The organism is Pseudoclavibacter sp. RFBI5 (assembly GCF_002931395.1).
GTDB lineage: Bacteria > Actinomycetota > Actinomycetes > Actinomycetales > Microbacteriaceae > Pseudoclavibacter.
Genome location: NZ_PSYA01000010.1, coordinates 803,883 through 827,400 on the forward strand (window position 1 = coordinate 803,883; position 23,518 = coordinate 827,400).

Annotated in this window: 21 protein-coding genes, 2 tRNA genes and 1 pseudogene; 5 read left to right on the forward strand and 19 right to left on the reverse strand. The window is 68.1% G+C overall.

What is annotated here, in order from left to right; genetic code table 11:
- Positions 1–24 precede the first annotated feature (24 nt).
- The 3 genes from proB to C5E06_RS10690 all read right to left on the reverse strand — a co-directional run bounded on the left by proB (position 25) and on the right by C5E06_RS10690 (position 5,799).
- Positions 25–1,170, reverse strand: a complete 1,146-nt coding sequence (proB, locus tag C5E06_RS10680; protein WP_104241413.1) for a glutamate 5-kinase — start codon at positions 1,168–1,170, stop codon at positions 25–27.
- A gap of 103 nt (positions 1,171–1,273) precedes the next feature.
- Positions 1,274–4,999: an efflux RND transporter permease subunit gene (locus C5E06_RS10685; RefSeq protein ID WP_258067575.1), complete on the reverse strand. Its 3,726-nt coding sequence runs from the start codon at positions 4,997–4,999 to the stop codon at positions 1,274–1,276.
- Between the two features lie 188 nt (positions 5,000–5,187).
- Positions 5,188–5,799 carry a ScbR family autoregulator-binding transcription factor gene (locus C5E06_RS10690; protein ID WP_181059305.1) on the reverse strand — a complete coding sequence of 204 codons (612 nt, stop codon included), beginning with the start codon at positions 5,797–5,799 and terminating at the stop codon, positions 5,188–5,190.
- A 130-nt stretch (positions 5,800–5,929) separates the two neighbouring features.
- Here C5E06_RS10690 and C5E06_RS10695 point away from each other — a divergent pair.
- Both C5E06_RS10695 and C5E06_RS10700 read left to right on the forward strand, forming a co-directional pair.
- Positions 5,930–6,004, forward strand: a tRNA-Ile gene (locus C5E06_RS10695).
- A gap of 54 nt (positions 6,005–6,058) precedes the next feature.
- Entirely contained in the window at positions 6,059–6,403 is a 345-nt protein-coding gene (locus tag C5E06_RS10700; protein WP_104298809.1) for a thiamine-binding protein, read from the forward strand.
- 6 nt (positions 6,404–6,409) lie between these two features.
- On the opposite strand, the gene C5E06_RS10705 is transcribed toward C5E06_RS10700, so the two are convergent.
- Entirely contained in the window at positions 6,410–6,706 is a 297-nt protein-coding gene (locus C5E06_RS10705) for a helix-turn-helix domain-containing protein (RefSeq protein ID WP_104306860.1), read from the reverse strand.
- A 76-nt stretch (positions 6,707–6,782) separates the two neighbouring features.
- On the opposite strand from C5E06_RS10705, the gene map reads away from it, so the two are divergent.
- The gene (gene map, locus C5E06_RS10710) at positions 6,783–7,583 is read left to right on the forward strand and encodes a type I methionyl aminopeptidase (RefSeq protein WP_104306861.1); all 801 of its coding nucleotides are present in this window, start codon (positions 6,783–6,785) and stop codon (positions 7,581–7,583) included.
- 36 nt (positions 7,584–7,619) lie between these two features.
- On the opposite strand, the gene C5E06_RS10715 is transcribed toward map, so the two are convergent.
- Positions 7,620–8,873 carry a glycosyltransferase gene (locus C5E06_RS10715; protein ID WP_258067576.1) on the reverse strand — a complete coding sequence of 418 codons (1,254 nt, stop codon included), beginning with the start codon at positions 8,871–8,873 and terminating at the stop codon, positions 7,620–7,622.
- Positions 8,874–8,992: 119 nt separating this feature from the next.
- Entirely contained in the window at positions 8,993–10,096 is a 1,104-nt protein-coding gene (locus C5E06_RS10720) for a DMT family transporter (protein WP_104298678.1), read from the reverse strand.
- Positions 10,097–10,161: 65 nt separating this feature from the next.
- On the opposite strand from C5E06_RS10720, the gene def reads away from it, so the two are divergent.
- Together def and C5E06_RS10730 are read left to right on the forward strand one after the other, a co-directional pair.
- Positions 10,162–10,737, forward strand: a complete 576-nt coding sequence (def, locus tag C5E06_RS10725) for a peptide deformylase (RefSeq protein ID WP_104306862.1) — start codon at positions 10,162–10,164, stop codon at positions 10,735–10,737.
- A 41-nt stretch (positions 10,738–10,778) separates the two neighbouring features.
- Entirely contained in the window at positions 10,779–11,057 is a 279-nt protein-coding gene (locus C5E06_RS10730) for a hypothetical protein (RefSeq protein WP_104306863.1), read from the forward strand.
- Between the two features lie 32 nt (positions 11,058–11,089).
- Here C5E06_RS10730 and hutI read toward each other — a convergent pair whose 3' ends face one another.
- The 13 genes and pseudogenes from hutI to C5E06_RS10790 all read right to left on the reverse strand — a co-directional run bounded on the left by hutI (position 11,090) and on the right by C5E06_RS10790 (position 23,511).
- Positions 11,090–12,247, reverse strand: coding sequence for an imidazolonepropionase (gene hutI / locus C5E06_RS10735; RefSeq protein ID WP_104306864.1), 1,158 nt, complete (start codon positions 12,245–12,247; stop codon positions 11,090–11,092).
- Entirely contained in the window at positions 12,244–13,602 is a 1,359-nt protein-coding gene (locus C5E06_RS10740; protein ID WP_104306865.1) for a formimidoylglutamate deiminase, read from the reverse strand. Before C5E06_RS10740 ends, hutI begins: the two co-directional genes overlap by 4 nt.
- A 67-nt stretch (positions 13,603–13,669) precedes the next feature.
- Positions 13,670–15,328 carry a urocanate hydratase gene (gene hutU / locus C5E06_RS10745; RefSeq protein WP_104241428.1) on the reverse strand — a complete coding sequence of 553 codons (1,659 nt, stop codon included), beginning with the start codon at positions 15,326–15,328 and terminating at the stop codon, positions 13,670–13,672.
- Between the two features lie 63 nt (positions 15,329–15,391).
- A complete protein-coding gene (locus C5E06_RS10750; protein WP_104306866.1) occupies positions 15,392–16,066 on the reverse strand; it encodes an IclR family transcriptional regulator in 675 nt (224 codons plus the stop codon).
- Between the two features lie 107 nt (positions 16,067–16,173).
- Positions 16,174–16,707 carry a HutD family protein gene (locus C5E06_RS10755; RefSeq protein WP_104306867.1) on the reverse strand — a complete coding sequence of 178 codons (534 nt, stop codon included), beginning with the start codon at positions 16,705–16,707 and terminating at the stop codon, positions 16,174–16,176.
- Between the two features lie 38 nt (positions 16,708–16,745).
- Positions 16,746–17,348, reverse strand: coding sequence for a hypothetical protein (locus C5E06_RS10760; protein WP_104306868.1), 603 nt, complete (start codon positions 17,346–17,348; stop codon positions 16,746–16,748).
- Positions 17,345–18,550, reverse strand: coding sequence for a glutathionylspermidine synthase family protein (locus C5E06_RS10765; protein WP_104306869.1), 1,206 nt, complete (start codon positions 18,548–18,550; stop codon positions 17,345–17,347). Before C5E06_RS10765 ends, C5E06_RS10760 begins: the two co-directional genes overlap by 4 nt.
- A gap of 155 nt (positions 18,551–18,705) precedes the next feature.
- On the reverse strand, positions 18,706–19,806 hold the full coding sequence (locus tag C5E06_RS10770) for a M23 family metallopeptidase (protein WP_104241432.1): 1,101 nt from the start codon (positions 19,804–19,806) through the stop codon (positions 18,706–18,708).
- A 152-nt stretch (positions 19,807–19,958) separates the two neighbouring features.
- On the reverse strand, positions 19,959–20,690 hold the full coding sequence (locus C5E06_RS19620) for a D-arabinono-1,4-lactone oxidase (RefSeq protein ID WP_258064734.1): 732 nt from the start codon (positions 20,688–20,690) through the stop codon (positions 19,959–19,961).
- Positions 20,691–20,774: 84 nt separating this feature from the next.
- Positions 20,775–21,215 (reverse strand): annotated as a pseudogene (locus tag C5E06_RS19805) (FAD-binding protein); the annotation flags it as partial.
- A gap of 103 nt (positions 21,216–21,318) precedes the next feature.
- Positions 21,319–21,391 (reverse strand) — tRNA-Asn (locus C5E06_RS10780).
- Positions 21,392–21,489: 98 nt separating this feature from the next.
- Positions 21,490–22,497, reverse strand: a complete 1,008-nt coding sequence (locus C5E06_RS10785; protein ID WP_181062951.1) for an NAD(P)-dependent oxidoreductase — start codon at positions 22,495–22,497, stop codon at positions 21,490–21,492.
- Positions 22,498–22,503: 6 nt separating this feature from the next.
- Entirely contained in the window at positions 22,504–23,511 is a 1,008-nt protein-coding gene (locus C5E06_RS10790) for an ATP-binding cassette domain-containing protein (protein ID WP_104298661.1), read from the reverse strand.
- Between the last annotated feature and the right edge of the window lie 7 nt (positions 23,512–23,518).

Consider the following 23,518-nt stretch of genomic DNA (forward strand, 5'->3'; position numbering starts at 1 on the left):
ATTCTACGCCGCGAGCGGTCGCCCTCAGCCGACGCGGATCCCCTTCGGGCGCACGAGCACCAGGTCGTCGCGATGGATGACCTCGCGGTCGTACCCGGTCCCAAGCGACTCGCGCAGCGAACTCGACGACTGCCCGAGCATGTCGGGGATCTCGACGGCATCGAAGCCGCTGAGGCCTCGTGCGATGACGACGCCCTCCTTCGAGACCAGCTCGACCGGGTCGCCGGCGACGAACTCGCCCTCGACGCCCACGATTCCGGCAGCCAGCAGCGAGGCTCGCCCACCGAGCACGGCGTCGACGGCGCCGTCGTCGAGCACGATCTTGCCCTGCACCCGCGCGGCGTGGGCGATCCAGAGGCGCTTGCGCGACGATCGCTTCCCGGTCGGGGCGAACCACGTGCCGACACGCTCCCCGTCAATGGCCGCGCGCGCGTTCTCCGCCTTCGTCAACACGACGGGCATGCCCGATCCCGTGGCGATGGAGACCGACTCGAGCTTGGTGAGCATGCCACCCGTTCCGACGTCGCTGCCCCTGCCGGAGACCTCGATGCCTTCAAGATCGCTCGGGCCGAGCACCTCGGAGATGCGCCGTGTGCCCTCGCGGCTGGGCGGGCCGTCGTACAGGCCGTCGACGTCCGTGAGCAGGACAAGCGCGTCGGCCCCGACGAGCTGGGCGACCAGCGCGGCGAGCCGGTCGTTGTCGCCGAAGCGGAGCTCATCGGTCACGACCGCGTCGTTCTCGTTCACGATCGGCACGACCGCGAGCCTGAACAGGCGCTCGAGCGATCGCTGCGCGTTCTTGTAGCGGGTGCGCCGCACGGTGTCCTCTGCCGTGAGCAGGATCTGCCCGACCGTGATGGCTCGATCCGCGAACGCCTCTGCGTACCGGGCCACGAGCATCCCCTGCCCGACGGAGGCGGCAGCCTGGGCAGTCGCCACGTCGCGCGGCCTCGATGGGAGACCGAGGGGCCCGATGCCGGCGGCGACCGCGCCCGAGGTGACGAGGAGGGTCTGGAGTCCCTTGTCATGGCGATCCGCGATGACCTGCACGAGCGAGCGCAGGGCTTCGAGGTTCAGGTGCCCGTCGGCGCCCGTGAGCGATGAGGAGCCGATCTTGACCACGATGCGGTGGGCGGTCGCGAGCTGGGCACGGGCGGCTATCGGATGCATCCGTCTATTCTCTCCCGATCGTCGGAGCTTGCCGAATTCTGCCGCCGACTCGCGTCACATCGGCTCAGGGTGGCGCCGCGCTGCTGCGCGGCACCACCCTGCGTCAGCTTCCGGCGGGAGCCGCGGCGATTGCCGTCTTCTCGGCGGCCGCCTCGGCCTTGCGCTCCCTGCGAGCCGCGCGCTTGGCAGCCCGTCGATCGTTCCGGCGCTCGACGCTGGAGTAGAGGACGGGGACCAGCACCAGCGTGAGCAGCGTCGAGCTGATCAGGCCGCCGATCACGACGATGGCGAGCGGCTTGGAGATGAACACGCCACCCCCGGTCAGGCCGAGCGACATCGGCACGAGCGCGAAGATCGTCGCCGCAGCGGTCATGAGGATCGGCCGGAGGCGCAGCCTCGTCCCGTGCACGATCGCGTCGTGCACGCTCGAACCACGTTCCCTGATGTGGTTGATGAGGTCGATGAGCACGATGGCGTTCGTGACCACGATCCCGATCAGCATGAGGAGTCCGATGAGCGACGGCAGGCCGAGCGGCGTATCCGTCAGCAGGAGCAGTGCCACCGCTCCCGTGGCGGCGAACGGCACCGAGACGAGCAGGATGAGCGGCTGCATCAGGCTGCGGAAGGTCGCGACCATGATGAGGAAGACGAGCACGATGGCGAGGAGCATCGCCATGCCGAGCTGCTGGAACGACTCGTCCTGGTCGGCGGACGCACCTCCGACGACGAACGTGACACCGGCGGGAAGCTCGAGACCGTCGGTCGCCGCGTAGACGGCCTGCGTGACGGTTCCCAACTGCCCCTCGGCCGGAGTGACCGAGACCGTGACCTGGCGCGCGCCGTCGTTGCGGGTGATCGCGCCAGGGGTGGCCTCCTCGCGGACCTCTGCGATGTCTCCGAGCCGGATGGGCGTCGCCTTCGTGTCGGCGAGCCCTTCCTGCCTGGCCTGCAGCTCCTTGGCTTCGAGCGACTGAGCCGCCATGTCCTCCTGAGCCTTGACGGCCGCGTCGACACCGGCGTTGGCCTGCTCGATGCCCGATTCCGCTTGAGCGATCGCTTCGGTCAGGGCGGCGATCTGCGCGTCCCGTTCCGCCTGCGCCGCCTGCTCCGGGGTCATGCTGGAGCCGGCGTCGGGAACCGCTGGGGTCAGCGGCGCCGTCTGCAACGTCGCGAGCTGCGTCTGCAGCTCGCCGAGCTGCGCGGACACCGTGTCCCGAGCCTCGACGGCGTCGTCGACGGTCTCCTGCATCTGCTCGACCGCCTCAGCCTCCTGCTCCTCGGCCTTCGTCTCCTGTTCCTCCGTGAACGCGTCCGTCGCGTCCGTGATGGCGCGCTGCTGCTGCACCGCCGTCACGGGAAGCTGCATGAGGGCGAGCTGATCGAGGGCGACTGGCCCCTGCGTCGGCGCGATCACGATGTCGCGGTCGACGCCCTCGAGGCGCACCGTGCCCAGCGGGGTCCCGGTCAGCGCGGCGGAGACCGCCTGGCCGACGGTCGCCTGCGTGTAGCCGTAGCCTGCCGCCTTGCTGCGGTCGACGTCGACCATGACCACGTTGCCGCCCGTGCTGAGGTCGTTCGAGACCGCCGTCACGCCGGGGAGGTCCTTGACGGCATCGCCGAGCTGCGTGGCCGCCTGGCTCAGCGAGTCCGCGTCGTTGCCCTGGATGGCGAGTTGAACGTCCGATGCCAGAGCTGAGGAAGCCGCAGTGGTCACGGTCACCTCGCCGACATCGCTGAGACCGCCGAAGTCCGAGCGCAGACTGTTGGCGACCGTCTCCGCATCCTGCCCCTCTGCGGGGATCACGGTGATCGAGGTGCTCTGTCCGCCACCGCCGCCGAAGCCGCCCGCGCCTCCGGTCCCGATGGAGCTCACGAACGTCTCGACGCTCCCCTTCGTGGCGAGGACGGCCTCGAGCTTCTCGGCGCCCGCCAAGCTCTCGTCGATGGTCGTGCCCTGCGGGAGCTTCTGCTCGACGAGGACCGTCTCATCGCCCATGCTGCCGAGGAAGTCGCTGCGGAGCGCGGTTGCGCCGATGCCGGTGAGCAGCAGCAGGGCGAGCGCGGCCGCGATCGTGCGGCGTGGGTGCCGCAGGGTCGCGTCGAGGATGGGCACGAAGGCTCGCTGCAGTCCGTCGTACGGCGATCCCTCCTCACCATCGCCCCGTGCCGCGACGACACCGGGGGCGGCGGTGGGGACCGGCAGCGCTGACTTCCCGCGCTGCTCCCGCTTCTCGTTCTTCGCCTCGAGCTTCGCCGACTGACGAGCCCAACGTCCCTCGGCTGCTTCCTCCTGGCGTGCGGTCCAAGCGGCCTGGGCTGCACGCGCACGGACGAACCGCTCGCGCTTCATGGGCTTCGAGGGGCGACGCAGCATCCAGTACGCGAACACCGGGACGATCGTCAGCGCGACGACGAGGGACGCGACCAGCGCGATGGAGACCGTCACCGCGAACGGTCGGAAGAGCTGGCCGACGATGTCCCCGACGAACGCGATCGGGAGGAAGACCGCGACCGTCGTGAGCGTCGAGGCGGTGATGGCGCCAGCCACCTGACCGACGGAGCCCACGATCCCTTCGATCGTCAGGGCCCCGTCCCCCTGCCGACGCTTGATGTTCTCGATCACGACGATCGAGTCGTCCACGACTCGTCCGACCGCGATGGTGAGCGCTCCGAGGGTCAGGATGTTGAGCGAGTACTCCCCCACGTTCAGGCCCACCATCGTGATGAGCAGGGACATCGGGATCGAGATCGCCGCGACGATCGTCGACCGGAACGAGGCGAGGAACAGGAAGATGACGAGGACGGCGAAGATGAGGCCGAGCCCACCCTCGACCGAGAGGTCGTGGATCGACTGCTCGATGTACGGTGCCTGGTTCTCGATCTCCGTGAAGACGACGTTCGACGGGAGTCCAGGTGTGACCTCTGCGAGCTTCTCCGTGACGCCGTGCGCGACGGAGACCGTGCTCGCGTCGGACGCCTTCGTGACACTCAGCGTCAGGGTCTCCGCGCCGTTGACCCTGGAGATGGAGGTCGCGGGGATCTCCTTGATGTCGACATCCGCGAACTGCGAGAGCAGCACGGTCGAGTCCTCCGTCGTGAACGGGAGGGCGCGGATGGCATCCAGGGAGCTGAGCTGCGACCCGACCTGCACGGAGATCTCCCCGGTGCCGCTCGTGACGTCTCCAGCGGGGAGCACGATGCCAGCGGCAGTGAGCGTCGGCTCGATCGACGCGGTGTCGATCTTGAGCGCTTCGACGTCCGCCTGGCGGAGGCTGATCTCCACTCGCTCTTCGCGGGTGCCGGAGACTTCGACGTTCTGCACTCCATCGACCTGCGAGAGAGCGGGCAGCACGGAGTCGGTGAGCGTCTTCGAGAGCGTCGCAGTGTCTGTGTCGGAGGATGCGCCGAGCGTCAGCACGGGGAGCGCGTCGAGCGAGAACGTGTTGAGCTCTGCCGTGGAGGACTCGGGGCGGAGCGACTTCGTCGACTCGACGGCGGATCGGAGCTCGGCCTCGACCTGCGTCTTGTCAGCGTCGAAGCTCCAGGAGACGACGATCTGGGCGAACCCCTCCGACGTCGTCGACGTCACGGACTGCACTTCCGAGACTCCTCGGAGTGCGTTCTCGATGGGCTCGGTGACCTCGGTCACCATGACGTCGGGCGAGGCCCCGGTCAGTGTCGCCGTCACGAATCCCTGCGGGACCTCCACCGACGGCATGAGCTCCTGCTTGAGCTGCGCCGTCGAGATGATTCCGGCCGCCGCGATTGCAGCGGTCAGGAGTCCGATCAGAATTCGATACTTGAGACTCAGACGAGTGAGCACAGACACAGAGGGACCTTTCGACGCGACAGGGCGCCGGGTGACAACCCGACGCCCTCCCATACTGTCGACCGTGAAGATCCTCGGAATCACCCGAAAGGACTGGTTCCGGGAGTTTCATGCCCTACTAGAGACTGATCTTTGCGGGCATCGCTGTCTCCTCGCGACGAGGTCGGCGCCCCGTCTCGATCACATGTTCACGACGACGCGACGTCAGCCGTTCGGCCCGGGTTCGCGAGTGTCACGCGGTGGACCGCCCACATCTCTCGAACGCGTTCGACGATGCTCCTGCCGTCGTTCAGGTCCTGCATGAGCATCTGGATGCCGACCAGGTTCGCGAGCACCTGCCAGGCGGCCGCATCGACGTCGATGTCGTCGCGGAGCACCCCCGATTCCCGTGACGCCTGCAGCGCTTCCTTGGTCACTTCAAGCCAGGCGTCGAAGGGCCTCGGAAGCTCTTCCTCGATGAGCTCGCGCTCGCGCACCAGACGGATCGTGGCCCGCATGAGCGAATCGGACTGGAACCGCTCTGCGATCCGGATCATCAGCGACTCGAGCTCGTCGAGCGAGAGCCCGCGGTCGCGGGAGCGAGCGATCTCCGCATCCCACATCTCAGTCCAGGTCGCCGAGACGGCCTTGGCGAGGAGCGCCTTCGTCGGGAAGTGGAAGTAGACCGTTCCCTTGGTCATGCCGAGTCGGTCCGAGATATCACTGAGGACTGTGGCGGCATAGCCATTGGCCTCGAACTCGAGCGAAGCCGCTTCGAGCAGCGCCTGTCTCGTCTGCGCTCGCTGTTCAGCTCGCTTCATCATCCCCTGCTTTTCATGCATCCGAGGTCGGCTCCGACCCCGCTTCTGGGGCATCAGTCTAGACCTGCGCCCGTCGAGCCCGTCGCCCACCGCACGTGTGCGCGAATTCTGGATACAATCGACAGCGCTTGGGGCGGTAGCCAAGCTGGTTAAGGCATCCGGCTCATAACTGGACGATGCGTGGGTTCGAGTCCCACCCGCCCTACTCAGGTCTCGATTGCAGGCCACCTCGAGGCCCCCTCGTGGCACGATGGTCAGCATGATCGTTGCCTTCTCCGTCGCACCAAGCGGTACCCCGAGTCCAGACGCCCCTTCCCCGGGAGAGGGCGACGCGTCACTGCACAACGCGGTCGCAGCGGCGGTCGCCGTCGTGCGCGCCTCCGGCCTCCCGAACCGCACCGATTCGATGTTCACGACCATCGAGGGCGAGTGGGACGAGGTGTTCGCCGTCGTCAAGGCCGCAACCGAGGCCGTCGGGCAGTTCGGGAGCCGCGTCTCATTGGTCCTGAAGGCCGACATCCGCCCGGGCCACAGCGGCGAGCTCGACGGCAAGGTCGAGCGTCTGGAATCCGCGCTCGAAGCGCGTTCCGCACAGTCGAGCTAGGAGCCGTCAGCCGGCCGCGCGGATCTGCACCCCGGCGTCCGGTGCGTCGCCCTCGGCATCCGGCGCGTTGATCTGAGCCCAGACGTCGTCCAGCGAGACGCCGAGCACACCGGCTATCGCGGCGATCGTGGAGAACGCAGGCGTCGCGACTCGCCCTGACTCGATCTTCCTCAGCGTCTCGGGCGATACACCCGCGTCGAGCGCCACGCGCAGCATGGCGCGGTCGCCTCGTGATCGTCGGAGGAACCGGCCAAGGCGTTCCCCTCGTTCGATCTCCTCGGGGCTGAGCGGGAGTCTGACCATGACCCGATACTAATCCGGTATATCTTTACCGGGATACTTATTGGCGTAGTCAGCACCTCCGGAAGGACGTCCCCCGATGATCGAGATCCTCAACGAGGCTGAAGTCGAGCGCGCCGCACGAACGGGCCGACTCGTCGGCACGATCCTGCAGGACCTGAAGGCTCGCGTCCGAGTCGGCACCGACCTGCTCGAGATCGACAGCTGGGCCAAGGCGATGATCCTCGACGCAGGCGCCACCTCCTGCTACGTCGACTATGAGCCGTCCTTCGGGCGTGGCCCGTTCGGGCACTACATCTGCACCGCGGTGAACGATGCGGTCCTCCACGGCAAGCCGTACCACTACCGCCTCGCAGACGGCGACCTCCTGACGCTCGACCTCGCGATCATCACCGAGGGTATCGCCGCGGATGCCGCGATCAGCTTCATCGTCGGGCCCACCCGCGACCCTCGCGATGAAGCCCTCATCGAGACGACCGAGCGCGCACTCGAGGCCGCCATCGCCGTCGCGAGACCTGATGCCCGCATGGGCGACATCTCGCACGCGATCGGCTCGGTGCTCACGAGCGCGGGCTACGCGATCAACATGGAGTTCGGCGGGCACGGAATCGGCTCGACGATGCACCAGGACCCGCACGTCGCGAACGACGGCCGCCCCGGCCGCGGCGTTCGCCTCCGCGCAGGAATGCTGCTCGCGATCGAACCCTGGGTCATGGCCGACACTCGCACGCTCGTCACCGACGACGATGGCTGGACGCTTCGCAGCGCGACAGGATGCCGCACCGCGCACACCGAGCACACCATCGCGATCACGGCGAACGGGGCGCGCATCCTGACCCTGCCCGCGCAGCAAGAGGCCTCGGCGCCGGGAACGGCGTGAGGCAGGCGGGCGTCGAGGGAGAGCCTTCGCCCCGGGTCAGTCGAGCGAGTGGTCCTGCTCGTTGACGGAGTCGCGGGCGACGTCCTTGACCGAAGCTCCCCGGTAGAGGCGCTCGAAGAGTTCGAGCGTGCGGTCGATGTCGTGCATGCGCACGAGGTCGAGTCCGGCGCGACCCAGCTCTTCCCACTCGGAGGAGGAGAGGGAGAGCACCTTCGAGAGCTTCTCCGCGAGGTCCCGCTTGTTGTTGGGCTCGAACAGGAAGCCGTTCTCGCCGTCGTGCACCAGGTGGGGCAGCGCCATCGCGTCGGCCGCGACGACCGGCAGCCCGGAGGCCATCGCCTCCATCGTCGCGATCGACTGCAGCTCGGCGATCGACGGCATCGCGAACACGGAGGCGCGCGTGTACATGCGGCGAAGCTCCTTGTCGCTCAAGTAGCCGTGGAATCTCACCCGGTCGGCGAGCCCGAGCTGCTTCGCGAGCGACTGCAGGTTCTTCTTCTGGTCGCCGCCTCCCACGATGTCGAGGTGCACGTCGCCAGGGAGCAACGTGAGGGCACGCAGCAGCACATCGATCTTCTTCTCGCCGGTCACGCGACCGACGAAGAGGATGCGCTTCGCCTCACGCGGTGAGAAGTCGAAGGTGTAGTCGGAGGTTCGGATGCCGCACGAGATCGCGAGCACATCGGAGATGCCGCCGTTGGCCTCGAGGAAGTCCGCGGCGCGACGTGTTGGCGTCGTGATGGCCGTCGCACGTCCGAGCGTGGAACGCGCATCCTTCCACCAGATGCTCGCGGCAAGCCCGCGCAGAGCCTGCGGCAGGAGCGAATGATCGACGAGGTTCTCGATCATGAGGTGATTCGTGCCGATGATCCGGATGCCGCGCTTCTCAGCCTCGATCGCGACACCGCGGCCGATGATCACAGCCGACTGGAAGTGCACGACGTCGGGGCGCACCTCGTCGACAACACGCTGCGACTCTGCGCGGATGTGCCACGGCGGCGCGTAACGCAGCCAGTCGTGTGCCCACCAGCGGTGCGAACGGAGACGGTGGGCGGTGATGTTCTGACCGTCGTACTGCTCGGTCCACGTTCCGTGACGCCTGCTGGCGGCAGGGACCATGACGTGCACGTCGTGCCCTCGCGCGGCCATCCCGGAGGCGAGGTGCTCCGTGAACTTGGCGGCACCGTTGACGTTGGGCGTGAAGGTGTCCCCCGCGATCAGGATCTTGAGCGGCCGCTCGCCATCTGCTGCGACGGCGGTGCTGCTTGGTGAACGACCTTCATTCGGCACGGGGTGGTGACCTCGATCTCATCTGGGCTCGCGACAGGTGGTGGTTGTCGCTCGCGGAATCTCACGTCATGGTACTGGCCGAGCGCTGAGGCGGAGCCGCAGCACACGCTGAAGCTCTGCTATTGGTCGATGGTGCGGGCGGGCCCGTGCTTCGAGGCGGCGCTGCGGCCCGGCGCCTCGATTCGCTGCTCGACTCGGTCCCCATCGTCGGACGGCGTGCCCGCAGCTCGGCCCTCGGCGTCGTGGCGGCGACCCTCGAGATCGAGTGCACCGCGCCCCTCCACTGCGCTCCGGCGCACCGCCTCGACCTCATCCTCGGTCTGCCCCCGCTCGAGCACGAAGACGCCCGTCACGGCGATGGCACCAGAGACGATGAACATCACGAAGGCGTACCACGGTGCAGCGCTCGCCTCGCCAAGCACGGCGATGGCGATGGCCACGGCGATGATCGGGTCGATGACCGTGAGTCCGGCGATGACCATGTCCGGCGGTCCCGAGGCGTAGGCGTTCTGGACGAAGTAGCCGCCGACGCCCGTCGCGACGAGCAGCGCGACGAGGCAGATGAGGGTGAGCCACTCGAAGTTGTCGTGCTGGATGCGGTTGATCGTGATCTTGGCCAGCGTCGCGACGAAGCCGTAGATGATGCCGGCGCCAAGCACGTAGATGAGGGCCTTGAAGCGCTTGCGGAGCAGGAAGAACGCCGTGCCGAAGACGACCACGACGATCGCGAGGAGGACGAGCACCGTCGAGACCTGCTCATCGGAGATCGCCCCCTCCTTCGCGAAGAGCGCCGCCACGGTGACAAACGCGCCGACGCCGATGATGCACAGCGCCACCGCGAAGATCTTCACGTTCGGGAGCCGCTGGCGGATCGCACGGGCGGTCAGGAGCGTCGTCAGCAGCAGGGAGACGACCCCGAGCGGCTGCACCACGATGATCGGCGAGAAGACGAACGAAGCGAGTTGCATGACCACTGCGAGACCGAGCATCACGGTGCCGATGACCCAGGAGGGTCGGCTCAGCAGCGCCAGGAGGTGCTGCAGGTTGAGCCCGGCAGCACCGCTCGTGCCGCTCGCGGCCTCGACCTTGCTGACACCGCGGTGCTGGTACATGGCGCCCAGCGACATGAAGACCGCGCCGACGAGCGCGAGGGGAATGCCGATCATCTGGACCGGGGAGAGCCCCGGAAGCACTGCCAGATCACTGAGGGGTGCGATGGTCATGATGGGCAATCCTATTGTGCGGCGCGCGTCGTGAAGGGATGTTGCCGCGAAGATACGCTGATGGGATGACAACTCTCCCAATTCGCATCTACGGCGAGCCAGTCCTCCACGAAGCTGCCGCCCCGGTCGACGAGATCACCGATGAGATCCGCCAGCTCGTCGCGGACATGTTCGAGACCATGGATGCGGCCCCCGGTGTCGGCCTCGCGGGCCCCCAGGTCGGCGTCGGCAAGCGCCTCTTCGTCTACTCCTACGAGGAGGCGGATGGCACGATGCGCCGTGGCGTGGCCATCAACCCCGAGTTGTACGTGACGCCGGCCGAGCCCGAGTCCCTGCTCGAGCTGGACGACGAGCTCGAATCGGAGGGGTGCCTCTCGTTCCCGGGCGAGCGCTACCCCCTCCGCAGGTCCGAGCGCGCGCTGCTGCGCGCCTCCGACCTGGACGGCGAGCAGTACGAGATCGAGGCAGAGGGCTGGTTCGCGCGCATCCTGCAGCACGAGTACGACCACCTCAACGGCATCATCTACGCCGACCGCCTCGAGCATCCCTGGTACAAGGATGCGTTCAAGGTCATGCGCAAGCGCAGCTGGGGCGGACCAGGAAAGAGCTGGCTGCCAGGCGTGGACGACCTCGAGGGCTGAACCGCCCGGTCATTGTCGGTGGCTCCTGCGAGGGTTCCGACATGACCACAGCGCTTGACGACCCCATCGAGGTCGAACTCGTCGACGAGCTCCCATCCATCTTCTGGTGGGAGCGCTTCGCCTACATCGTGCATGGCCTCCCGCAGTCGTTCTACCGGCGGGTCCAGCAGCGTTGGTGGGCCGGCGAGGGCGACCCGTCGCGCCTCGACACCGAGTTCTGGCGGGTCAGCGCGAGTCGCGACGGGCACGACGCAGACGCGTGCCTCTACGACCTGCGCAGAGACCCGGACGGCTGGCGGCTGGTGCTCCGATGGGAGTGAGCCCTGTGCCCCATCGCGCGGAGCCGCGCAGCTCAGGCGAGACGGACCCCCGCCTGCCAGACCGCCTGCGTCAGCTGCATCCCCGGTCTGTAGGCCAGGTGCGTGACCGAGGGGGCGTCGAGCACCTGGAGGTCTGCACGGAAGCCAGGCATGAGCCCTCCGATCGGCAGCTCACCCTCGCGCCGACGCAGCGCGACGGCACCGCCCATCGTGGCCGACCAGACCGCCTCTTCGACGCTCAGATGCATCTGCAGCACCGCCGTGGCGACGCAGAAGGCCATGGACGTCGTGTACGAGGTTCCCGGGTTGCAGTTGCTCGCCAGCGCAACCGTCGCCCCGGCATCGATGAGGCTCCGAGCCGGCGGGAACGGCTGGCGAGTCGACAGGTCGCAGGCGGGAAGCAGCGTGGCCACGGTGCTCGACGCGGCGAGCCGGTCGATGTCCTCGTCGTCCAGGAAATTGCAGTGGTCGACGCTCGCCGCCCCCAGCTCCACCGCCAGCCTCGCCCCGGGGCCGGGACCGAGCTGATTGCCGTGGACCCGCAGTCCGAGACCGGAGTCGAGGCCGGCCTGCAGTACCGCCCTCGACTGCGCCTCGTCGAAAGCACCGCGCTCGCAGAACACATCCATCCAGGCCACGTACGGACGAACCGCCTGCAGCATGGGGCCCGTCACGAGGGCCACGTAGTCGTCTGCGTCCCAGCCGTCCGGCACGACGTGCGCACCGAGGAACGTCACATCCTGACCGAACTCCGCCGCGAGGCGCGCGGAGCGCTCCTCGGTCTCGACATCGAGGCCGTATCCCGTCTTGGTCTCGAGCCACGTGGTGCCGTTGACGTTGGCGGTGCGGATGCGCTCAGCCATGAGCGAGCGCAGCTCGTCACCGCTCGCTGCGCGCGTGCGTTCGACGGAGACCTTGATGCCGCCCGCCGTGTACGTCTCCCCCGCCATCCGCGCCGCGAACTCCGTCGACCGGTCCCCCGCGAAGGCGAGGTGGGTGTGGGAATCGACCCACCCAGGCAGCACGGCTCGGCCGCCCACGTCGAAGCTGCTGTCGGCCGCTGGCGCATCCACGTCCGCGCCGACCCACACCACCCGCTGGCCGTCGAGCACAAGCGCCGCGTCGTGCAGCACCCCGAGGTCTCCGTTGGTCGTGAGCTCGCCGATGTTCCTGAAGACCGTCGCGCTCATGTGCTGCTCCCTGCTGAGATTCCGTCGGCGCTGGATGATGGGTCCGCCGAGAGCACGGCGAGCTCGGCGGCCGCCCGCGCCATTCGCGCCGAGTCACTCTCGCGGTCATAGACGACCCGGCCCGCGACCACCGTGCGGAGCACGTCGCTCGACGTTCCCGTGAGCACGAGCTGTGCGGGGTGCGAGCCCGCGGTCCGCACGGAGGCGGCGTCGACCTCGACGAGGTCGAACGGCCCGCCAAGCGTCGCAGGCGGGGCGAAGCCGAGCGACGCGTACCCGGCCGTCGTGCCGATCTCGGTGAGCTCACCGGGCGAGAACCGTCCCCTCGTCTGCGAGCGGAGCCGTTCGCCGGTCTCGAGGCCGCGCAGTTCGAGGAGGGGGTCGACAACCGCGTTCTGGTCCGAGCCGACCGCCAGCCGGGCGCCGGCGGCGGCGAGCTCCGTGCCCGGGCCGATGCCGTCGCCGAGATCGGCTTCCGTGGTCGGGCAGAAGACCGCGTGCACGCCAGCTGCGCCGAGGAGCGCGATGTCGTGCTCGCTGAGGTGCGTCGCGTGGACGACGCTCAGGCGGCGGGTGAGCGCTCCGGCGTCGGCGAGCAGCTCGGTGGGCGTGCGCCCGTGGGCTGCCAGGCTCTGCTCGTTCTCCGCGACCTGCTCTGACAGGTGGACGTGCAGGGGAACGTCGTCCGAGAGAGCGCGGGTGATCTCTGCGATCGCGGCCGTCGGCACAGCCCGCACGGAGTGGAGGGCAGCGCCGAGCACAACCTGGGGATGATCGGCCCTGAGCCGTTCCCGGAGTGAGAACCACCGCGCGATCCACCGCGCTGCGTGGCCATCTCCGAACCGACGCTGCTGCGCTGAGAGCCCCGTTCCTATCGAGCCGGCGAGGTAGCACGTGTCGAGCAGGGTCAAGCGGATGCCAGCGGTCTCGGCGGCACGCGCGAGAGCCAGCTCCATGTCGTGGTCGGGGTAGGGCGTGCCGTCGGGCTGATGGTGGACGTAGTGGAACTCGCCAACGGCTCCCCATCCGCTCGCCACCATCTCGGTGTAGCAGGCCGTGGCGACCCGCTCCAGCGATTCGGGCGTGAGCCGGCCCGCGATGGCGTACATCTTGTCCCGCCAGGACCAGAAGTTCCCGCCGTCTGCGTGCGTTCGCCCGCGGAGCAGGCGGTGGAAGACGTGCGAGTGCGCGTTGCCGAAGGCGGGGAAGACGGTGCCGAGGACCAGGTCGCCTTCCGCGGCGGGCACCCCGAGCTGCTCTTCGACGACCTCCCCCGATTCGCAGCGGAGCCTGATAGCGCGCAGGACCTCATCGCCGCGGACGAGGGTCTCGATCCAGACCCACTCCACGCTCATGGGCGGACCTCGCTGCCGGAGGACTTCTCGGTGATGGCGACCTCGCGGAGCGCGGTGCGCCGCTCGGTCATTGGCCCTCCCACATGGGCACCCGCAGTCCGCGTTCCCTCGCGATATCGGCGGCGTGCTCGTAGCCAGCGTCCACGTGCCGCATGACGCCCGTGCCGGGGTCGTTGGTGAGCACGCGCTCGATCTTCTGCGCGGCGAGGTCGGTGCCGTCGGCCACGATGACCTGACCGGAGTGGATCGACCTACCGATCCCGACGCCGCCGCCGTGGTGGAGGGAGACCCAGGTGGCTCCCGAGGCGGTGTTGAGGAGCGCGTTCAGGAGAGGCCAGTCCGCGATCGCGTCCGAACCGTCCTTCATCGACTCGGTCTCGCGGTACGGCGAGGCGACCGAGCCGGAATCGAGGTGGTCCCGGCCGATGACGATGGGCGCGGAGAGCTCGCCGGTGGCGACCATCTCGTTGAACTTGAGCCCGGCGAGGTGCCGCTCCTGGTAGCCGAGCCAGCAGATCCTGGCCGGAAGGCCCTCGAAGTGCACCTTGTCGCTCGCGGCCGTGACCCAGCGGTGCAGTCGCTCGTCGTCGGGGAACAGCTCGAGAATCGCTCGGTCGGTCGCGGCGATGTCAGCGGGGTCGCCGGAGAGCGCCACCCATCGGAAGGGTCCGCGCCCCTCCTCGAACTGCGGGCGGATGTGCGCTGGCACGAATCCCGGGAACTCGAAGGCTCGCTCGTTCCCGCCGAGCTTCGCCTCGGCCCGGATGGAGTTGCCGTAGTCGAAGACCTCGGCACCGGCATCCTGGAACCCGACCATGGCCTCGACCTGCTTGGCCATGGAGGCGCGGGCGCGCTCCGTGAAGCCGACCGGGTCGCGCTCTGCCTCGGCCTTCCACTCCTCGACGCTCACGCCCTCTGGGAGGTAGGCGAGTGGGTCGTGCGCGCTCGTCTGGTCGGTGACCATGTCGATGGCGACGCCACGCTCGAGGAGGAGCGGGAAGATCGTCGCCGCGTTGCCGACCACGCCGACGGAGCGAGGCTCGCGGGCCTGCTTCGCGGCAAGCACGCGCTCGATCGCGTCGTCGAGGTCGTGTGTCATCTCGTCGAGGTAGCCGTGCTCCACGCGGCGCTCGAGCCGGCTCGCGTCCACGTCGACGATGAGGACCACACCCTCGTTCATCGTGACGGCCAGCGGCTGCGCACCGCCCATGCCACCCGCGCCACCCGTGAGCGTCAGGGTGCCCGCCAGCGTGCCGCCGAAGCGCTTCTCAGCGGCGGCCGCGAACGTCTCGTAGGTGCCCTGGAGGATGCCCTGCGTGCCGATGTAGATCCAGGAACCCGCCGTCATCTGGCCATACATCGTGAGGCCGGCAGCCTCGAGTCGTCGGAACTCGGGCCAGTTGGCCCAGTCCCCGACGAGGTTCGAGTTCGCGATGAGGACCCGAGGCGCCCACTCGTGGGTGCGGAAGACGCCGACCGGCTTCCCCGATTGGACGAGCAGCGTCTCGTCATCCTCCAGAGTCGTGAGGGTGCGGACAATCGCGTCGTACGCCTCCCAGTTGCGCGCCGCCTTGCCCGTGCCGCCGTAGACGACCAGGCTCTCCGGGTGCTCGGCCACTTCCGGGTCGAGGTTGTTCATGAGCATGCGCAGCGGCGCCTCGGTCTGCCAGCTCTTCGCAGTGAGCTGCGACCCGCGTGGGGCCCTGATGTTCTCGTGTGCGTTCATGTGCGTGATCCCTTGGTGACCGGAAAGAGTTGAGGACTGGGGACGAGTGCTGCCCGGGCCGGCTCAGGCAGGGCCGGGGCGCGCTGACGTGGTCGCGCTGAGTGAGCGCTCGATGCTGGCGGCCGCGCCGCTGAGGAGGGCGCCGTAGCGCTCGACTTTGCTCGGCGTGATGCGGTAGCTCGGAACCAGCACGCTGAGCGAGCCGATGACGCGCTCGTGGAGCACGATGGGGGCGGCAACCGCGGTGACGTCCTTCTCGACGCCGCTCTCGAGCGTGACGTAGCCGACGGCGGGCGTCTCACCACGAAGCACCCGTCCGGAAGCCGAGCCCTCGAGCGGAATAGTGCGTCCGACCCAGTTGGTGTGCCGCACCGACTGGGTGCCCTCATGGATGGCGATGTAGAGCGCCTGGTCCGCGTGACCGGGCACGCTGAGGTAGACCGACTCGGCGGTCGACTCGGCGATGTCGCGCATAGCCGGCGAGCAGAGCAGCACGAGGTTTTCGTTCGAGAGCGCTCGCGCCCCGAGCTGCACGATCCGGCTCCCGGCGTGGAAATCACCCGCTTCATCGCGGCTCACGAACCCCGAGGATTCGAGCGTGCGCAGCAGCCGGAGCGACGTACTGGGTGAGAGTTCCGCGAGGCGCGAGCTCTCGGCCAGGCTCAGGCTGCCGTGCTCGCAGACGATCGCGAGCAGGGAGAGCGCCCGTTCGACTGTTCGGGTCGAGGGTTCGGCCATCGTGCCTCCTTCATTGCAGGCAACCGTAGACGTGGATCGTTACGCGGATCGACCGCGCTTGTTTCCACCTAGTAAAACGGTTCTGCCATCAAATGGCAATGCAGCCGTCAGTTCCGCGCGGCTGCTCGAACGACCGCGAACAGCCCGCGCACGCCGGAGATCGACGGTCTGACGCTTCCCTCGAGCACCACCGTGTCGAAGCGGGCGAGGACAAGCGGCCCGCAGATCAGCTCGCCGTCGAGAACGACGACTGCCACGGAATCGAGTGGCAGCTCACGAGCATCTCGGACCACGGCGACATCGAGAGCGGGAATCGCATCGGAGTACATGAGATTCAGCACCTGCGAGCTGCCAGCGACGGATGCCCCGACGACGTGCTGCGTGCCGGCGAACCGCGTCTGCTCCCCCGGGCCGAGCACCACCTCTCGGCCGTCGATCTCGAGACGCACCGCGTCGATCGCGAGCTGCACACGCTGAGTTTCCGGGATGAGCGAGAACTCGGCTCGCTGCTCGATCGTCGCGATACTCAGCGACCAGCCGCCCCCGGCCGGCATGGCTCTGATGGTGCGAGTCACCCCCAGACCGTTCTGCCAGGGCGCGGGCTGGAGGTCGTCGTAGCGGATCACGTCGGCGGAGGTCATGCCCTCATTCTCCAGCCCCGCGACCGGGCCGAGAGAGGTCAGCCGCCCGTCGAGCTGCCGCTGCCGCCGCCGCCCTTCACCGTCGAGCCGAACCCGGACTTGCCCGTCGCCCCGAAACCGCTCTTCAATGGTGCCCTCGAGCCGACGGTCGCTCCCGCTGGGGCCTTCTGGGCGACGTCGGAGTGAGCGGAGGAGCCGGGGGCCGCAAACCCGCCGGAGGTGACGGGTGCCCACGAGCTCACGCGAGTGCTGTTCCAGCGGGAGGACGCGAAGAGCACCGGCCCCAGCCAGAGTGCGGAGCTGTAGTGGGTTCCGTAGCTGCTGGACGACTCGCACAGCGACTCGGCGTCCCCCTCGAGCTGCTCACCCTGCTGCTCGACGAGCTGGATCTGCTCGTTCACATCGGCGAGGCAGTCCTCCTTCGACGTGTAGGTCGGGCGTTCCGCACCATCGGGCAGCACGTAGTTCTCGCCGTCGGCGCCTTCGACGACGACCCCATCATCTGGGACGGTGCTGCAGCCCGCGAGGAACATCATGGCGGCCGCGACTCCCATCGCTCCGACGGTCTTCGGCGTCGACGGGCGGGCGATTCCGGACAGGGTCACGCCACGGCTGCGGCGCAGCTTCGGTTCGTACGTCATGGTCGCTCCTCATGGTCGGTGATGTAGTGGGGCACGAACTCGGCGAGGTCGCCCGTGATGGGCCCACTGGTCTCCCGAACGTCGATACCGGCAGGCGTCTCACCCACGATCCAGGAACCCACGATGACCGTCTTTCCGTCGATGTTCGCGAGCGTGGCCCGCTCCTGGTACACGAAGCCCTCGGCGCCGTAGTCGCCGCCGTTCTCGGCCGTCTTTCGCCCCACGAGGTCGTACATCGTGACGTTGGCGCCCTCGCGTCCGAGCCTCGGCTTCTCGACGTACGCCCTGCCACGAAGTCGATCGGGAGTCGGGTAGGCCGCGAGCAGCAGCGGATGATCCGGGAAGAGCTCCCAGAGCACGACCAGGAGCTGCTTGTTGGAGAGCATCATCTTCCAGATCGGCTCGACCCAGGCGGTTGTCGCTCGCGTGGTCGGGAAGTACTGCGCGAACTCCTCACGCACCATCCACTCCCAGGGGTACAGCTTGAAGATGCGCTCGATGCGCTCCCCGTCACCGTCGATGAAGCCGTGGGCGTCCTCATCGAACTGCACATCCTCCATGAAGATCTGCTTCACCTCGAAACCGGCGAGACGCGCGGTCTCCGCCATGTAGCCAACGGTGTCGGCGTCCTCGACGATGAGCTGCCCGTCGCCGCTATCGTGCAGCGACGCGAGATGGAGGCGCGCGCCCTGCGGGAGGAACCAGCGCTGCACTCGGAGATGCACCCACTGCTCCACGAGCAGCTCGTGCAGGAGGTTGAACTGGTCGGCGCCGTCACCCCGTGTCTCGACGAGCCACTGCCATTGCGCGGCGGCGGACTCCACGAGCGACGTGGGCGTGTCCGCGTTGAATTCGAGGAGCTTGATCGTGCCTGCAGCGTCGTACGCGAGGTCGAATCGTCCGTACACGGTGGGATCGTCCTCGTCCCAGGACTTCTCGACGAGGTCCCAGAGCTCGACCGGGATGCCGAACTCCGCGAAGCGACGATCGCGCACGATGCGCTCGCAGGCCTCCATGCAGAGCCGGAACAGCTCAGCCGTCGCCTCCTCGAACGCATCGATCTCGGTCCCTGAGAAGCCGTAGGCCGCTTCCTCCTGCCAGTACGGCCGCCCGCCCTCGGACTCCATGTCGTAGAAGGTGAAGCCGATCGAGTCGAACCTCGCTCGCCAATCGGCGCGCGGAGCACTGTACGTGCGAATCACAGCTCGTCCATCCTCGGATCTCTCCACTCACCGGCTGAACTGCCGACGAGCATCCCCCAGCAACAGTAGGGCCAGGGGGTCGAGAATACCCGGAGAAATGGCGCTGAGAGGAGCCCGCGGCCTGGCCCTTCCAGAGCCGTGGCAGAGTTCCGTGCCTACGAACCCGTCGACGGGCCAGGTGCGGCCGACTCTGACTCCGCCGGCGGCGTCGGGGCCGCCGGCTCCTGCGACTGCGACGGAGCTGGGCTCGGAGACTCGGGCTCCTGGCTCGGCGACGTGGACGGCGGCGGCGTGGACGACTCGGTCTCCGTAGGAGACGGCGCCGGCGACGTCGTGTCCTTCGGGGGCGTCGAAGGCTGGGCGGGCTGCGCGGGCGTGTCAGGGACCTGGTCAGCCGGCGGCTTCGGCGTGTCCTCGCCCGGTTCCCAGTAGTCCTTCTCTGACGGATCGTTCGTCGGCGGGTTCCACGTCGGCGCCTCGCCGAAGATGTCCACGGCAGCCCCATCCGCGTACTTGTTGAGGAACTTCTGCGGGTCGACGTGGGTTCCGTCGACGATGGTCTCGAGGTGCAGGTGCGGCCCGGTCGAGGCGCCGGTGTTGCCGAGCAGGCCCACGAGCTGTCCGGTCCTGACCTCGTCGCCGACCTTGACCGCTGGCGAACCTGCGACAAGGTGGGCGTACACGGAACGCACCTGCAGGCCGTCGATGCGGTGCTCGACGACGACGTGGGCTCCGAGGCCGCCGCTGTCGGTCGGAACGGACTCGATCACGATGCCGTTGGCGATGGTCCCGACCCGTGTGCCCTGGGGGCCGGCCATATCGAGGCCGCGGTGGTTCGAGGAGCATCCCGAGCACGGTGAGTTGCGTGGTCCGAAGCCGTCGCTGATTCGCACGAGGCTCATGTCGACGGGCCACTGGACGCCCGGTGCCACCGTGCCACCGGCGGATCCGGCACCGGTTCCCTGCACGACAGGAATGTCGCGGGTGCCGATGAGCTGCCCCGGAACGCTGCCGGAGACGGTGTAGGTGACTCCGTCGTGCTCCTTGGAGCTCACGACCGGCACCGTCGACTGGCCGTCGTCGACCGCACCCGTGACGGCAGCTGCGCCGATCGACGCGGCAGCGATGAGGCCGAGCGTCGCGGCGACGACGGGAACGGCGAGAAGCCTGGCGCGGCGGCGTTCTTTTGCTCTGCGCGCGCGCCGGCCCGGGACGTCGAGGTGGGTGTCTGACGTGGCGGTGGATGACTTCGGCAAGGAGTCTCCTGCAATTCTGCAATTGGTGCTTCACGGGCAACGTGTCCGAGTCTAAAGACCCTCGCGCGAATGCGGAAGTACTGATTCAGAGACTGGTGGCGTATCGCGCGCATTCCGGCACACTTTCGCCACAGTGCACGTTGCGATTCCCCTCAGATATCCAGAAGGCGCTCGCTGAACGGGGACACGAATTTCCGATCTGCATCCGCCTCGGAGACAAGGCGACGGAATGAGGGCAGGCGCGGATACAGTTCGTTGAATTCGTCGCGGCCGAGCGAGGTGAGCTTGCCCCAGTGGGGCCTCGCCTCGAACGGGCTGAGGCTGCGCTCGATGACGGACAGGAGCTCCAGGACGGGCGCCGCGAGCTTCTTCCACGTGAACGCCACGCAGAGCACGTCCTCACCCTGAGTCGGGCTGAGCCAGAGCTCATCCCCCGCCATCGTCCTGAGCTCGCAGACGTGCAGCAGCGGTTGCAGGCGAGCGGAATGCGCCCGGACCGCCTCGAGCGCGGCCGCCGCGTGCCGGAGCGGCACGAAGTGCTCACTCTGCAGCTCCGAGCCGACGCTCGGTGTGGAGGCGATCGGAAAGTGGGGAAGCCGATCCCACCAAGGTCCCACCGAGCCGTCCCGAGCGGTCACGCTTTCGGAGTCTGCCTCGCCCGGAAGGCGGGGCGATCCGAACAGATCATCCTCGACGTCGATGTCGTCCTCGTATTCTGGAATTCGGGACTTCACGAGCACCTCGCTGACGGCACCGTCGAAGGTCGTGAATGCGCTGACCGAATAGCCAGCCCGATGGACCTGATCAAGGTTCTCGAGATAGGTGCGCCAAGGCATTGGCCCGTAAGCGTCCTGTCGCATGCTGTAGCGCGGCTGGATATCCAAGGTGACCCGCGTGACTACCCCAAGCAGGCCGAGGTGGAGAACTGCGCCGAAGAATCCTTCGGAGCCCCGCTCGATGGTCCGGAGCGAACCGTCTGGACCGAGGATCTCGAGGGCGCGGACCGCCGTGCTGAGCGAGCCAAGGGCAGTCCCGGATCCGTGCGTCCCGGTGGCGACGGCTCCGCCGACGGAGATATGCGGAAGAGAACCGGCGTTGTGGAGCGCAGAGCCTGCCTCATCGAGCTGCGGCGCTACTCGTCCGTACGGGACTGCTGCGCTCATGACCGCCGTCCCCGCGAGCCCGTCGATGACAAGATCCGTGGGCACTTGCCGCAGGCTCACCAGCACACCACTGGTGTCCGCGACGTCGCTGAAGGAGTGTCTCGTACCGAGAGCATGCACACGACTGGCGCTCGCGATGATGCCCGCGGCCTCGCCGAACGAGGTCGGCTCCACGATCTCCCGAGCAGAGAAGCTCAGCGAGCGCGCCCAGTTCATCCGGTCCTGACTCGACCCGCCTCTGCTCATTCGCTGCACGCCCTCGTGTCGGGATGGTCTGACCCCACTAGAGGATCACGAGTTGCCCGGAAACGAAAGAACCCCAGCGCATGAAGCGCTGGGGTTCCGATTGCTCCCTGAGATGGACTCGAACCATCAACCTGCCGGTTAACAGCCGGCTGCTCTGCCAATTGAGCTATCAGGGATTGGCAACTCGAAGAGAATAGCAACACCTTCGCCCGAATGCGAAATCGAGCCGCTGGCGTGTCGCGCGCACCCCGAGTCCGCCGTCTTCGAGCCCTCCTCAGTAGCCCCGAACCGGATCCGCGATGCCCACGAACCGGCCAGTGGACACGAACGCCTCCACGTTGCGGCGCACACGCTCCTGGAGCAGCGGCTGCACCATCTCGGGCGTATCCGCCGCGTGCGGCGTGACGATGAGACGCGGCGTGGTCCACAGCGGGTGCCCGTCCGGCAGCGGCTCGGGCGAGGTGACGTCGAGACCGGCCCCAGCGATCCAGGACTCCTCGAGCGCCACCTGGAGCGCGTCAGGGTCGACCAGAGGCCCCCTGGCGATGTTCACGAGCACCGCGGTCTCCTTCATGGCACGCAGGCGCTGCTCGTTGATGAGGCCGCGCGTCTCATCGGTCGCAGCCGCGGCCACGATGACGACGTCAGCATCAGGCAGCACCTCATCGAGCCTGTCTGCGGTCACCGTGCGAGTGGAACCCTCAACCGGCAGGTCGCGAGCCCGGACGATCGTCGTCGTCACGCGGAAGGGCGTGAGCAGGTCGAGGAGCTCGAGCGCGATGCCGCCAGCACCGATGATGACGACGTGCCTGCCGTACAGCGAGGTGCCCGTCTTCTTCTCCCACGTGCGTGCGGAAAGGCGCCGAGGGAACTCGCGCAGCAGGCCGAGCGTCAGCGCAAGCGCATGCTCCGCGACGGGCTCGGCGTACGCACCCTTCGCCGAGGTGAAGAGCACCCCACGCTCGGCGTGCGGCTTCAGCTTGGCCGCGAAGTTGTCGATGCCAGCGAAGGGCAGCTGCACCCAGGTGACCTGCGGGTTCGCCTCGAGAGCGTCGATCAGCCCCTGCACCTTGGATGCGGACAGGTAGACGATCCCTCGCGTCTCCGGGCCGAGGTCCACGAGTCGTCCGCCGTTCGCGACGACCGCGTCAGCGAACGGGGCAGCATCGCCCTCGGGGAGCAGCGTCACTGCCCCGGATTCGGGGCGAGCATCCCCCTCGAGCAGGGTCGCCTCCTCAGCCAACCTCGCCGTGTGCTGAACCTGCGTGCTGCTCGCGCTCATCCGCTGCTACTCCTTCTCGGTGCCGTCTTCGTCAGTCTGAAAGCGGGCGAACTCCGCGCGCTGGGACACAAGCTGCTCGCGGGCGGTGCGCTGGGCATCCGCGCTCTGCTGCTCCACGTCGGGGTCGCCGAACAGGCCATCCGCAACGAGATCCATCGCGGCGAGCGTCTCGCGTTCGACGAGCCCTGGCAGGGGCGTCAGGGCGTACTCGCGCGCCTCCCGCATGCGCTTCAGGTAGGCGTGATGCGGGTCGGCGAGGACCTCGTCGATGGTGCCGCGCGCAAGCACGAAGCCGCGGTCGAGCACCAGCACGTTCTTCGTCAGACGCTCGATCGCGCGGAGATCATGGCTGAGCAGGATCATCGTGCAGTTACGGGCCACGTTGATGCGCTCGAGCAAGCTGAAGAGCGCCGGCCTCGCGATGATGTCGACGCCCTGCGCAGGCTCGTCGACGACAAGCACGCTCGGCTCCACGATGAGGGCCTGGGCGAACGCAACGCGCTGACGCTGGCCTCGCGACAGCTCGAACGGGAACTTGCCCAGCATGCCGAGCTCGAGGTCGACCGCGTCGATGAGCATGGCCGCAGCTCGCCCGAGACGCTTCCGGTCGAACGAGCGATCGCGCGAGAGGATGGGCTCCGCGATGTTCTCGGCCACCGTCAGGTCGTTGCGCAGCTGGTCGCCGGAGTCCTGCGCGAGGTAGCCGATGTCCAGATCGATGCGCCGGCGGTCGAGCCGCGACGGGTGGCGCAGGTCCATGCCGACGACCTCGAGCGTGCCGCCCGTGATGAACGGCCACTCCCCCTTGCCGGGGCGGCGACGGCCGGACAGGATGCGCCCCAGGGCCGACTTGCCGGACCCGGCCGTGCCCACGACGCCCAGGATCTCACCGGGCTCGAGCTCGAACGAGATGCCGCTGACGGCTTCATGCTTTCGATTCGACCCGTGCTCGATGTAGGAGATCGACAGGTCGTCGGCGACGACGGCCCGTTGATGATCTGCGCTCGTTGCCATGCCTGGT